The organism is Streptomyces sp. SD15 (assembly GCF_054462255.1).
In genome coordinates, this window is the sequence record NZ_JBTLMO010000102.1 from 1 (window position 1) to 12,473 (window position 12,473).

Consider the following 12,473-nt stretch of genomic DNA (forward strand, 5'->3'; position numbering starts at 1 on the left):
TTCCTGGGCACGGGGCGGATTCTCAAGGAGACCGGAATCGTGATTGCTGCTCCCACCGGCCTCGCAGTGACACGCACGCTACCGGGCGCACCACCATGCTCCTGCACCTCACAGACGCACCGTCACCGGAAAGTGCCGCAAAAACCTGATCGCACCACAGTGAGCACCACCCCGTGATACCCAGTCGGACCAAGGATGCACAGGCCATCAGGAGCACTGCGCACGAGCCTCCACGACGACGAGTGGATGGCGGCTCATGAATGCAACGATGCGGTGTCACCGGGAGCGGGTGGCGCCGAAACCGCTCTCGTGCGCCCAGACGTGGGTGCAGGACGGGCACTGCAGGTGGAGCAGGCTGCCGGTGTGGGAGAGCAGGTAGCGCCAGTGGTCGGAGCAGGTGCGCTGCTGCTCGCACGGTGCGCACCCGCGGCTGTCGTTGCAGTGGGGACAGGCCACCCAGGCGCGGCGCCCGAGGTCCGCCTGAGGGTCAAGCGGCAGCATGGCCGCTCCCGCGCGCAGGGAGCACGCCGGCCGCGACCAGGTCGTCGTACAGGCGCTGCTGCTCGTCGTCGAGACCGGAATACAGCAGGTCGTGCGCGGCCTGCTCGGCGTGCAGTGCCTCCATGGGGTCCCAGTCGGGGCCGAGAGCGGTCAGGACCTGGACCTGCCGGAGCACCTCCTGTGACGTGAGGTCGACGGCGAAGTCGGCCAGGGCGGGGGTGTCCGGCCGGCCGGCGGCCTCGTCCGGATCGCTGGAAGGTGGGGGGTCGTGCGGAGCCATGAAACAGAACTTAGGTATGCCTTCCTTGCTGCGGCAAGGAGAGGTGGCCGACGTCACAGCAGGCCGGCGGCTGTCGCGACGGGTTTGGGGCCGCCCTTTCCACGACGGTGTCCCGGCAGCCCGCAGAGGTGGTGGTGGGGGCGGCGGGTATCGTCCAGGGTCTTGTCGCCGCCCTTGCCGCCTGGTTCTGTACTGCGGGTGATCCGTCATGCGTCCGCCGCCCGTGGTGCACGCATCCGGCGCGGGCGCGGGAGCGGGAGCGAGGAGGCGAGCGGCGTGGAATCGGTGGCCGGGCAGGACGTACGGGGGGCCCTGCCCGAGGGGCTCGGCGCGGCCGTACGCGATACCGCCGGGGAGATTGCCGCGCTGTTGCGCCGGGGTGCCGACATGGGGCGTCAGGTGCCCGGGGCGCAGTGGAGTGTCGGGGAGGCGGCGGCGCATCTGGCGCTGGCAGGCGAGCTGATGGCGGATATCGCGGCGGGACATGCGCGCCGTTACGGGGACGGCACGCCGCAGAGCCTCGCCGCGGCCAACGAGCGGGCGCTTGCGGCGTTCGGCGAGCGCGGGGCCGAGCCGCTGGCCGCGATGATCGTGACGCAGGCCGATGCCTGTCTGACAGCGCTGGAGGAAGGTGCCGCGGGGGAAACCGTGGTCACCCCGCTGGGTCCGATGAGCCCGGACGTGCTGGGGTCCTATCTCCTCACGCACATGCTCGGCCACGGGTACGACCTCGCCCGTGCCCTGGGGCGTGCGCACATGATCGACCGCGCCCGGGCCGAGCTGACCCTGCCGTTCCTGGTCACGGTCATGCCGCGGGTGGCCGACGCCGCCCGCACGGCCGGGCTGAGCGCCTGTTACGCGATCCGTTTGTGGGGTGGTAGCGGATTCGGTGTGCGGGTGGCCGACGGTGCGGTGTCGGTGAGCACGCAGCCGCCGGCCCGTGCGGACTGCACCATCCTCATCGAGCCGGTCACCTTTCTGCTGATGGCGCTCGGCCGCCGCGGCCAGTGGAGCGCCCTTGCCCAGGGCCGCATCCTCGTCCGGGGCCGCAGGCCCTGGCTCGCTCCGCGCTTCCCGGCCCTCTTCAAGGCTCCGTGAAACAGCCGTCCCGGTGCTGCCCCGGCTGGGTGGCCCGCCGCGGTGAGGTGCGGTGCGGTGGGGTGCGTGCGGTGGGGTGGGGTGGGTCTGTGGGCTCTTCCCGGTGTCAGCCGAGGGCGCGGTCGAGGTTGAAGGCGGCGCTGATCAGGGCGAGGTGGGTGAAGGCCTGGGGGAAGTTTCCGCGCTGTTCGCCGGTGTGGCCGATCTCCTCCGCGTAGAGGCCGAGGTGGTTGGCGTAGGTGAGCATTTTCTCGAAGGCGAGGCGGGCCTCGTCGAGGCGGCCCGCGCGGGTGAGTGCTTCGACGTACCAGAAGGAGCAGATCGAGAAGGTGCCTTCCTCGCCTTTCAGGCCGTCGGGGCTGGCCTGCGGGTCGTAGCGGTAGACCAGGGAGTCGGAGACCAGGTCCTCGCCGAGGGCGTCGAGGGTGGCGAGCCATTTCGGGTCGGTCGGGGAGATGAACTTCGCCAGCGGCATCATCAGCAGGGATGCGTCGAGGATGTTGCTGTCCTCGTACTGGACGAAGGCATGGCGTTCGGCGGACCAGCCGTTGCGCATGATCCGCCGGTAGACGGCGTCGCGGGCGGTGCCCCAGCGGACCAGGTCGGCGGGCAGACCGCGGTGGCGGGCCAGCCGCATGGCGCGTTCGATGGCCACCCAGCACATCAGCCGGGAGTAGAGGAACGTCTTGCGTCCGCCGCGGGTCTCCCAGACTCCTTCGTCGGGCTGGTCCCAGTTCTCGCACACCCAGTCGACGACTTCGGTGATGCCGTCCCAGTGCGCACTGGAGATGGGTTTGCCCCACTTGTCGTACAGGTAGAGGGAGTCGACGAGGGCGCCGTAGATGTCCAGTTGCAGCTGGCCGACGGCGTCGTTGCCGACGCGTACGGGGGCGGAGCCGCGGTAGCCCTCGAGGTGGGACAGTTCGCGTTCGGGCAGGTCGCGGCGTCCGTCGATGCCGTACATGATCTGCAGGGGGCCGGTGGCGCCGGGTGTGGTGAGCGGGACGTGCTCGGTGAGGAAGCCCATGAAGGCTTCGGCCTCGTCGGTGAATCCGAGCCTGAGCAGCGCGTACACGCAAAATGCGGCGTCGCGGATCCACACGTAGCGGTAGTCCCAGTTGCGCTCGCCGCCGAGCTGTTCGGGCAGGCTGGTGGTGGGGGCGGCGATGATGGCGCCGGTGGGGGTGTAGGTGAGCAGTTTCAGCGTGAGGGCGGAGCGGTGCACCATCTCCCGCCAGCGGCCGCGGTATCGGGAGCGGGACAGCCATCGCCGCCAGTAGCGTACGGTCGCGTTGAATTCCCTTTCCGCCTCGGCCACGGCGCAGAAGCGTGGTGCCACGTCGCCGCCGATCCGGTCGATGGTGAAGACCGCGGATTCGCCCTCATGCAGTTTGAACAGCGACCATACGTCCGTCCCCGCGACCTCGATGGGCACGGTGGAGGTCAGGGCGAGCCTGAGCGAGGGCGAGGCGAAGACGGCCTGGCCGGCCTCGGCGTGCACGGTGTGCGGCACGGTGCCGTACTCGAAGCGGGGGGCGACGCGCGCACGGAAGGGCAGCGTTCCGCGGACGCACACCACCCGGCGGATCAGGCGGTGCCGGCCTGCCTCGCGTGAGTCGTCGACGACCGGCATGAAGTCCTGGATCTCGCCGACTCCGTCGTCCGCGAAGAAGCGGGTGATCAGCACGTTGGTGTCGGGGAAGTAGAACTGCTTCGTGCGCGTGGGGACGTCCGCGGCGAGTTCGAAGGATCCGCCCCGGTCGGCGTCGAGGATCGAGGCGAAGACGCTGGGGGCGTCGAAGCGCGGGCAGCAGTACCAGTCGATGGTGCCGTTCGTGCCGACGAGGGCCGCGCTGCGCAGATCACCGATCAGGCCGTGGTCGGCGATCTGCAGGTAGCGGGGCGTGCCGACGCCGTAGGGCCCGCCGGGGCCGGCGGGTGCGCCGTCCTTCGCTCCGGCTTCGGTAGTCGTTTCGTCCACGTCAGCCTCCTTGGGCCGTCGCCCGGGCCGCCCCCGCATCTTTCAGGCTAGCGAGTCGGCGGGCTCCGGGCTTGCGGGGACGGGGCCCGCCTGCGAACAGTTGCCGGCCTCTTTCGCCGTTCCCGGGGATGCGCGTGGCAGGCACCCGGGGCCCCCGCCGTCCCGCGCTCCGAAGCCGCCTGCCTGCGGCGGGCCGCCGGCTGTCCGGCGGCCCGCCAGGAGTACCTGCTGCCTGACTCGGACCGAGCATCTGCGGGCCCACCGGGGCACCGTGGTCGCGGTCACCCACGACCGGGTGTTCCTGGAGCGGCTGACGACCACGGTGCTGGAGGTCGAGGACGGCCGGGTGACCCGGCACGGCAACGGGTACGCCGGCTACCTGGCGGCGAAGGCCGCCGAGCGGCGCCGGCGCCGGCAGCAGTACGACGAGTGGCGTCAGGAGTTGGAGCGCAGCCGCCGGCCGGCCGCGTCCGGTGCGCTGCGGCTGGACGGCATTCCGCGGAAGATACCGAAGGCGATCTTCGGCGCTCCCGCGTTCCGTGCGCGGGGGCGTGCGCACGGTGCGATGAGCCGGGTCCGCAACGCCAAGGAGCGGATGGAGCGGCTGACCGCGCATCCGGTGGCGCCGCCGCCGGATCGGCTGCCGTTTCGCGCGCGGATCGACACGGCGGGCGGCCCCGGTGACGGCAGGCCGGCGGTTCAGCTCGACGGTGTGGTGGTGGACGGGCGGCTGCGGGTGCCTGAGCTGCAACTCGCCCCCGCCGGGCGGCTGCTGGTCACCGGGCCCAACGGCGCGGGCAAGAGCACACTGCTGCGGGTGCTGGCCGGGGAGCTGGCTGCGGACGCCGGCGTGGTGCGGGTGCCGGGGCGCGTGGGCCACCTGCGGCAGGAGGAGACGCCCTGGCGGCCGGGGATGACGGTGCTGCAGGCATTCGCGCAGGGCCGGCCCGGCGACCGGGACGAGCACGCCGGCCGGCTGCTGTCGCTCGGCCTGTTCGAACCGGACGCGCTGCGGCTGCGCGTCGGCGAGCTGTCGTACGGGCAGCGGCGCCGGATCGAGCTGGCCCGGCTGGTGAGCGAGCCGGTGGACGTGCTGCTGCTGGACGAGCCCACCAACCACCTCTCCCCCGCCCTGGTGGAGGAGCTGGAGGCAGCACTGGAGGGCTACGAGGGCACGGTGGTGCTGGTCACCCACGACCGCCGGATGCGGTCCCGGTTCACCGGCTCCCGCCTGGAACTGCGCGAGGGCCTCGTCGCCGGCCGGCGGTGAAAAAGACGCCACAGAAGGGGCATTGGCGAGCCCAACGCCCCTTCTACTGGCGAGGGTCCCTCAGGGGCACGTCCCAGGCTCCGACCCGCCGACCCCCACCTTCGCCCCCTTAGCCCCCTTTATCCCCTTTGCCTCTGCTCTGGCCCCAGCGCACGCTGCCCAGCGCATGCCGCTCGGCCAGCCGTGGCAGCAGCAGGTCCCACAACCCCGTGACCCTCTCCTGCGAGAGCCACGCCCTGTCCTCGCCGCCGAGCACCTCAAAGCCCATGGTGGCGGCCACGATGGTGGTCGCGGCGTCGTCCACCGACACCCCCTCGGCCAGCCAGCCGTCCCGCTCGGCCCGCAGCAGCATGCCCTCGATCCAGCGCTGCCACTCCTGCCGGAGCGAGGGGCCCCGGCCATGGACGGGATCGTCGCACAGCTCGAACCCCGCCCGGACGACGACGTCGCCGGCGATCCGGCTCATCAGGCCGTACGTCGCGTCCACGACCACCTGAAGAGCACCTCCGTCCTGGTCCGACGCGTCCCTGATGGTCCGGCGCACCGCCCAAGCCGCTTCGTCCTCGACGGCCTGGGCAAGCGCCCTCTTGTTCTCGAAGTGGAAGTGCAGAGCACCGCTGCTGACCCCCGCCCGCCTGCTGATCACCGCGAGCGAGGCGGGCACGAACCCCTCCCTGGCGAACACCTCAGCCCCGGCACGGATCAGTGCCTGACGGGTACGGGCCGCGCGTTCCTGCTTGACCATCATGCGTCTCCTGGCGGAGGGCCACGGCCTGCAACACCCTGCACCCGGGTGCCCGCCGTGTCCCGTCGTTCGTCGTTTCACCGCGGCGGGTTGCCGCGGTTGCGCAAGGCCGGCCCGGCGCGCCCGGTGTGCACCACCGCCAGGGAGCAAAGAAGCAGGCCGCACGTTCCGGCCGGGCAGCAGGGGTGCACGAACCCGGCCCGGCACCCCTCGACCATGCGTACAGACCTGCGTACAGACCTGCGTACAGACCCGTGCGTACGGACCGTGCGTACGGACCGTGCGTACGGACCGTGCGTACGCGCACCGTCTCGGGGCCGGCGGCCTTGGCGGTACGCCGGCAAAAGACGGCGCCGGCCGCGCCCTGCACGCCGCTGACGGTGATCCCGGCTCGCGGGCCGGGCGCAGGCGAGGCCGTCGCCGACGGACCGGGAGGCCCATGACGATGCGGGCACCGCCGTACCCGACGCCCGGCGCCGCCGCAACGGCCCGCCCCCACCGGAACAAACCCGCATCCAGCAGCAGCCCGATACGCTCCGCGGCGGCCGGCCCGCCCTTGGCGTGCCGCGCCCTCACCGCCTTCTCGCCCGGCCCCGCCGGCGCCTGCGCACGGGCCCTCTCCCGTCCGGCCGCACGTCTGCGGACGTGTGCCGCCTGCGACAAGGCCCGGGGAAGGTCATTCGCGACGGTCACGACGCCTCCCTCCCTCACGGTGCGGCCCGGACAATGACCCCACCGTAACAAACCGCACTAGCGGTTTGTATAGCTGCTTGCGGTGATTCCGTCAGGGGCAAGCGGCCGCTCGGCCCTGACGGAGGGCACGGAGGACGCGGAGGGCACGGAGGGCGCGGAGGGCGCGGAGGGCGCGGAGGGCGCGGAGGGCCGCGGAGGGCGCGGAGCACGGCACGGCCGGCCGCCCGGCATCCGCCCGCCCGCGTCCGATCCGCGGCGGGCGCCGCTGCGCACCCGATGCACCCGATGCGTCCGCGGCTTCTCCTTGCGGCCGCGGCCGGCGTCCGCCCACCCGCCGCAGGGCCGCTGCGGCCCCGGCCGGGGAGCGGTCCGGCAAATTCGCGCCGCACGCACGAGGGCTCCGTCACCCGTCGCGATCACCAAGCCCTTGCGCTGCACCCAGGACGCCCGGTCAGCTCGCCGCCGCCGGTTCACCGGCCGGCGCCGCCCGGGCCGGCTGCCGGTCGCCGCACGCACGAGGGCTCCGTCACCCGTCGCGGTCACCAAGCCCTTGCGCTGCGCCCAGGACGCCCGGTCAGCTCGCCGCCGCCGGTTCACCGGCCAGCGCCGCCCGGGCCGGCTGCCGGTCGCTGCGGGCACCGAGTTCGGCCGCCCGCCCGGTGGTGATGACGAGGCTGCGCAGTACGGCGGGTACCGCGATGCCGGGCAGCAGATGCTCGAAGAGCGACACCACCCGGGCCTCGAGGTCGTCGCGGCCCGACAGGATCTGTGAATAGACCTGCACACCGGTCCACGCCGCCGAGAACATCCACGCGCTCTCGGCCGGCACGACGTGCGGGAGCAGTTCGCCCTGCTTCTCGGCCTCGGCCAGCAGATGGCTGCTCGCGTCGATCCACTGGGTGATCGCCGTGGTGCCGAACTGGGCCCGCACGTCCTGCTCCAGGCTCAGCCTCGCCACCGCGCTCACCAGCGGGTCGCGCCGCATCCGGTAGGCCACCGTCAGCCCGCTGTCCACGAGTTCCTGCAGCTTGCAGGGGCTGGGCTCCACCGTGACCGCGGCGAACTGCTGGCTGAGCACGCCCTCCGCCAGGGCCTGCTTGGACGGGAAGTGGAAGTACAGGGCCCCCTTGGTCACGCCCGCCCGGGCCAGGATCTCGCCGATGGTGGCGCGCTCGTAGCCGTATTCGTCGAAGACCGAAGCCGCCGCCATCAAGATCGCCAGCCTGGTGCGGATCGCACGCTCCTGCCGCGCCATGATTCCTCCCGAGATGGTTGCAGTGGGCACGATACAAGAACGGGGGTGCGCACCCCGTCCCAGAACAAAACCAGCGAGTCCGTATCTTCACAAGCCGTCACGACCCGCTCTGCACCGGCACCGCCATACGTTCGCACCGACCCCAGACCCCGGGCGCACCCCCGCACACCGAAGAACATACTGGTCACCGGTGCCAACGGCGGCACCCCCGCCCTACGGCCCGTGCCGCCCTTACAAGACCGGCCGTCCTGGTTCGGCCGGCACACGGCGGTCCCCCCGGGGCTCCCGGCCGGCGAACGGACCGAGACCGCGGGCACGGACCGCGCCGGCTCCCCGCCCCTTGCGGGCGCCCTGCACGCCGGGGGCCGGCGCCACGCCGCCCGCGCGGGACGCGCGGGCGGCGAACCGGCCCCGCGCCCGTCCGGCCCGGGGCCGGGGCCGGGGCCGGGGCCGGGGCCGGGGCCGGGTGCACGGGCACCGGCCGGCGAGACGCTCCGCCACGGGGGCGCCGCATCGCCTACGCCGGCACCGCCGAGCCCGCAGGCCGCGGCCCGACCGGCGCGGCCGGGGACTGCGGCCTGCCGCTGCGCCCGGCTGCGTCACCGGCCCCGCACACGCCGCCGGCGGCCGGCATGGGCGAGCGCGGGTGGTCCCGGGACCGGCAGAGCCCGTGCGGCGCCGGGCGCGGGCGCGGCACGTCGTCCGTCCGCGCACGGCGCGGCAGGGGCCGGCGCACCGGCCCGGTCAGCACCCGCCCGCGGCAGGCCGGGACACACACCCAGCCTCGCCACCGCGCCCCGCCCCCTCTTTCTGGCGCGGCATCCGCCCGCAGCCCCAAACGCACCCCTCCGCACAAGCCGCCCCGCCCCGGTATGCCGCTGCCGACGGGGCCGGGCCGAGGCGGGGAACTCGGCCCGGGCCGGTGAGCAGCGGCAGCACGGAACAGGGCGGGACAGGGACAGGGGCGGGGTGTCACAGTCCCAGGGAGATGGCCAGCCGGGTGAGTTCGGCCGTGCTGTTGATGTTCAGCTTGGCCCGGATACGGCGGAGATAGGCGTCGACCGTGTGCTTGGAGAGCCCCATGTGACGGGCCGCCTGCAGGTAGGTGCACCCGGCGGCGATATGACGCAGCGTCTCCCGCTCGCGCGGGGCCAGCGCGGGCACGGGGGCCTCGGCGTACGGCGCGGTGAGTGTGAGACTCATGGGATTTCCTCCGGCCAATCGGTCCGTCATCACTGCTCACACCCTCGGAAACAGAAGACGAATGCCCGATTAATGCAATTTGTCCCTTTTCGATAAGCGTGCCCGGGTGACTTCATGACGCTGTCCCCCGGCTGTCACAGACGTGTCACAGACCACATCCGCGCGCGCCGCCGCGCACGCACACACAGGAACCCCTCACGGCAAAGACGATCCCCCGCTCCCCTGTTCCGCCGCCCCCGCAGCCCGCAACAGGGCAGCCGGACAGCAGAGTTGACGCCCCCCCCCCCCGCCGCGCGCACCGAATATCGCGGCCCGCAGCATGCCCCCGGCCCCGCAGACACCAGCAGACCGCCGACACCCCCGGACCACCGCCCCTCCTCCTCCCCCGCTTCCCTCCCCCCGCTTCCCTCCGCCCGCCGCCCGCCTCCGCCCGCCGCCGGCCCGCAGGCACTGCCCACCCCCGGCCCCCCACCGGGCCGGACCCCGCCCGACGCAGGGACACAAGCCCGACGCAGGGACACAAGGAAGACAGGGACACGGGAGGGTCGAGCGGCACGGGGGGCGAGCGGCGCCGGAGGAACACGGGAAAACGAGGAGCACGGGGACGAGGGACACAAAAAGCGCAAAGCGCAAGGGCAGGGGCGCAAAGAAGTACGGGGGCGGGGATACGGGCGGTACGGCGGTACGGCGGCGGTACGGGGGCGGGCGGGGGCGGTTCTGCCGCCGCCGGTGGCCGCTTTGCGGGCACCGGCGGCGCCAGGGCCCGGGAGGGCCGCTGTGGCACCTGGTGGCAGCGCCGGGTTGGTGCTCCGTGCTCCCCGGGATCATGCTTGTCAGGAGGGGCCCTGCCCCAGGCCCGGCCGTGCAGGTTCCCGAAGGGCGAGATGAGCGGCGATGGAGCGACTTCCCACCCCTCCCGGTGAGCAGGCGCAGGCAGGCGCCTGGCCCGAGCCGGTCTGCACGGCCACGGCCACCGTCAACGAGCAGGGCATCGTGACCGGGTGGAGCGACGGAGCCCGGCGGCTGCTCGGCTACACCTCCTCGCAGATCGTGGGAGCCGGCGCCGCGCGCCTGCTCGCCGAGGACACCGGCGAGCAGGCACGGCGGGACACGGCCGGGCAGGAGCGGTGGAACGGCACCGTGGCGCTGCGGCACCAGGACGGCCACCAGCTGAAACAGCACCTCCTCGCACACCGCCTGACACCGCACGGCCGGGCCGCCGAATGGCTCGTGGTCACCGCCGTGCCGGGCACCTTGCGCACCCCCGAGGACGAAACACCAGGCAAGAACGAACCACCAGGCAAGAACGAACCACCAGGCAAGGACGAAACACCGGGGAAAGACGAAGCACCGGGGGCGGCCGAGGTGCTGGGGGCGGGCGAGGTGCTGGAGGAATGGGTGTTTGGCCAGTCCCCCTGCCTCCTGGCCGTCTTCGACGCAAACCTGCGGCTGGTACGGGCCAACGCCGGCATGCAGCAGGCGCTGTCGCTCACCGAGGACGAGATGCGCGGGCTGCGCCTGCCGGACATCGCACCGCATCCGGTGAGCGACGAAGCCCACACGACGATGCGCCGGGCCCTTGCCACCGGCGAGGTGCAGCACATGGAGGACTGCCTGCGCCCCGCGGGCACCGGCACCGAGCACGGCTGGCCGGCCTCGCTGGCCCCGCTCAAAGACCCCGCCGGCCGGGTACGCGCCGTGTGCCTGGCCGCGCACCACCCCCTGCAAGAACACCTCGCCCGGCAGCGGATGCTCCTGCTGCACGACGCCACCGCCCGCATCGGCACCACCTCCGACAGCCTGCGCACCGCGCAGGAACTGGCCGACGTCGCCGTCCCCGGACTCGCGGACATCACCGCCGTCGACCTGCTGGCCCCGGACCCGCACGGCGGCGAGGTACCCCCGCTCCCGCCCTGCGCAGACATCACCATGGACCGCGCCGCCGTACGCTTCACCCCCAACACCCGCCCCCTCGCCCCCCTCGCCGCGGGCCGGCCCTCCCGCTACCCGCAGCCGTCACCGGTGGCCCAGTGCCTGGCCCAGGGCCACGGCGCCCTGTTCACCGCCGACGAGGAAACCCTCGCCCGGTGGACGGCCCAGGACCCCCAGGCCGCCTGGATCCGCGAGAGCCGGACCCACTCCGTGATGATCGTCCCGATGCGCGCCCACGGCACCACCCTCGGCGTAGCCCTCTTCGCCCGCCACCAGCGCCCCGAACCATTCGGACCGGACGACCTGTGGCTGGCCGAGGAAATCACCGCACGCGCAGCCCTCAGCATCCACAACACCCGCCGCACCGGCCGCGAACACACCACCACCATGACCCTGCAGCGCAGCCTGCTCCCGCAGACCCTGCCCGCCCAGGGCGCCCTGGACATCGCCACCCGCTACCTGCCCGCCGGCAGCCGCGCCGGCGTCGGCGGCGACTGGTTCGACGTCATCCCGCTGTCCGGCGCACGCGTCGCCCTCGTCGTCGGCGACGTCGTCGGCCACGGCATCCGCGCCGCCGCCACCATGGGCCGCGTACGCACCGCCGTACGCACCCTGGCCGACGTCGACCTGCCCCCCGACGAACTGCTCACCCACCTCGACGACCTCGTCATCCACCTGTCCGCCGACGAAAGCCACGCCGACGACGCCGCCGAAACCGCCGGAGGCATCGGCACCACCTGCCTCTACGCGGTCTACGACCCCATCTCCCGCCACTGCACCCTCGCCCGCGCCGGCCACCCCCCACCCGCCGTGGTCACCCCCGACCACACCGTCCACTTCCTCAACGTCCCCGCCGGCCCACCACTGGGCCTCGGCGGCCTGCCCTTCGAACCCTTCGAAACCGAACTACCCGAAGGCAGCCTCCTCGCCCTCTACACCGACGGCCTCCTCGACGCCCGCACCCACGACATCGACGACGCCCTCGACAAAATGTTCGCCGCCCTCGCCCGCCCCGCCCACACCCTCGACACCGTCTGCGACCGCGTCCTCACCTCCATGCTCACCCACCGCCCCGACGACGACATCGCCCTGCTCATCGCCCGCACCCACGCCCTCCACACCGACCACGTCGCCACCTGGAACCTCCCCTTCGACCCCGCCATCGTCACCCAAGCCCGCCACCACACCACCGACCAACTCACCACCTGGGGACTCCACGACGCCGCCTTCACCACCGAACTCGTCGTCAGCGAACTCATCACCAACGCCCTCCGCTACGGCCGCCCCCCCATCCGACTCCGCCTCATCCACGAAAACAACACCCTCATCAGCGAAGTCTTCGACTCCAACCACACCACCCCCCACATGCGACGCGCCCGCACCTACGACGAAGGCGGACGCGGCCTCCTCCTCATCGCCCAACTCACCCACCGCTGGGGCACCCGCCACACCCCCACCGGCAAAACCGTCTGGGCCGAACAATTCCTCCCCACCAAACCCACCCCACACTGAACC

Annotated in this window: 8 protein-coding genes and 1 pseudogene; 3 read left to right on the forward strand and 6 right to left on the reverse strand. The window is 72.8% G+C overall.

Annotation, left to right across the window (positions count from 1 at the left end):
• Positions 1-276: 276 nt before the first annotated feature.
• Positions 277-501: a hypothetical protein gene (locus tag ACX28W_RS43050; protein ID WP_459005547.1), complete on the reverse strand. Its 225-nt coding sequence runs from the start codon at positions 499-501 to the stop codon at positions 277-279.
• Positions 488-781: a DUF6400 family protein gene (locus ACX28W_RS43055; RefSeq protein WP_459005548.1), complete on the reverse strand. Its 294-nt coding sequence runs from the start codon at positions 779-781 to the stop codon at positions 488-490. The genes ACX28W_RS43050 and ACX28W_RS43055 overlap by 14 nt, the downstream gene beginning before the upstream one ends.
• A 276-nt stretch (positions 782-1,057) precedes the next feature.
• Here ACX28W_RS43055 and ACX28W_RS43060 point away from each other — a divergent pair, with 276 nt between their 5' ends.
• On the forward strand, positions 1,058-1,879 hold the full coding sequence (locus ACX28W_RS43060) for a maleylpyruvate isomerase family mycothiol-dependent enzyme (RefSeq protein WP_459005549.1): 822 nt from the start codon (positions 1,058-1,060) through the stop codon (positions 1,877-1,879).
• Positions 1,880-1,985: 106 nt separating this feature from the next.
• On the opposite strand, the gene ACX28W_RS43065 is transcribed toward ACX28W_RS43060, so the two are convergent.
• Positions 1,986-3,860, reverse strand: coding sequence for a glycoside hydrolase family 15 protein (locus ACX28W_RS43065; RefSeq protein ID WP_459005550.1), 1,875 nt, complete (start codon positions 3,858-3,860; stop codon positions 1,986-1,988).
• Between the two features lie 244 nt (positions 3,861-4,104).
• On the opposite strand from ACX28W_RS43065, the pseudogene ACX28W_RS43070 reads away from it, so the two are divergent.
• Positions 4,105-5,130, forward strand: a pseudogene (locus tag ACX28W_RS43070) (ATP-binding cassette domain-containing protein); the annotation flags it as partial.
• 109 nt (positions 5,131-5,239) lie between these two features.
• Here ACX28W_RS43070 and ACX28W_RS43075 read toward each other — a convergent pair.
• The 3 genes from ACX28W_RS43075 to ACX28W_RS43085 form a co-directional block, all read right to left on the reverse strand.
• Complete coding sequence (locus ACX28W_RS43075) at positions 5,240-5,878, reverse strand: ScbR family autoregulator-binding transcription factor (protein ID WP_459005551.1); 639 nt, start codon at positions 5,876-5,878, stop codon at positions 5,240-5,242.
• A 1,264-nt stretch (positions 5,879-7,142) separates the two neighbouring features.
• On the reverse strand, positions 7,143-7,823 hold the full coding sequence (locus ACX28W_RS43080) for a ScbR family autoregulator-binding transcription factor (RefSeq protein WP_459005552.1): 681 nt from the start codon (positions 7,821-7,823) through the stop codon (positions 7,143-7,145).
• Between the two features lie 972 nt (positions 7,824-8,795).
• On the reverse strand, positions 8,796-9,026 hold the full coding sequence (locus ACX28W_RS43085; RefSeq protein ID WP_459005553.1) for a response regulator transcription factor: 231 nt from the start codon (positions 9,024-9,026) through the stop codon (positions 8,796-8,798).
• Between the two features lie 894 nt (positions 9,027-9,920).
• On the opposite strand from ACX28W_RS43085, the gene ACX28W_RS43090 reads away from it, so the two are divergent.
• Complete coding sequence (locus ACX28W_RS43090) at positions 9,921-12,470, forward strand: SpoIIE family protein phosphatase (RefSeq protein ID WP_459005554.1); 2,550 nt, start codon at positions 9,921-9,923, stop codon at positions 12,468-12,470.
• Positions 12,471-12,473 lie beyond the last annotated feature (3 nt).

What these genes read in the sequence shown, in the direction of transcription:
- ACX28W_RS43085 (WP_459005553.1), bottom strand. Translation starts at nt 9,026, where the DNA reads ATGAGTCTCACACTCACCGCGCCGTACGCCGAGGCCCCCGTGCCCGCG.
- ACX28W_RS43080 (WP_459005552.1), bottom strand. Translation starts at nt 7,823, where the DNA reads ATGGCGCGGCAGGAGCGTGCGATCCGCACCAGGCTGGCGATCTTGATG.
- ACX28W_RS43075 (WP_459005551.1), bottom strand. Translation starts at nt 5,878, where the DNA reads ATGATGGTCAAGCAGGAACGCGCGGCCCGTACCCGTCAGGCACTGATC.
- ACX28W_RS43050 (WP_459005547.1), bottom strand. Translation starts at nt 501, where the DNA reads ATGCTGCCGCTTGACCCTCAGGCGGACCTCGGGCGCCGCGCCTGGGTG.
- ACX28W_RS43055 (WP_459005548.1), bottom strand. Translation starts at nt 781, where the DNA reads ATGGCTCCGCACGACCCCCCACCTTCCAGCGATCCGGACGAGGCCGCC.
- ACX28W_RS43090 (WP_459005554.1), top strand. Translation starts at nt 9,921, where the DNA reads ATGGAGCGACTTCCCACCCCTCCCGGTGAGCAGGCGCAGGCAGGCGCC.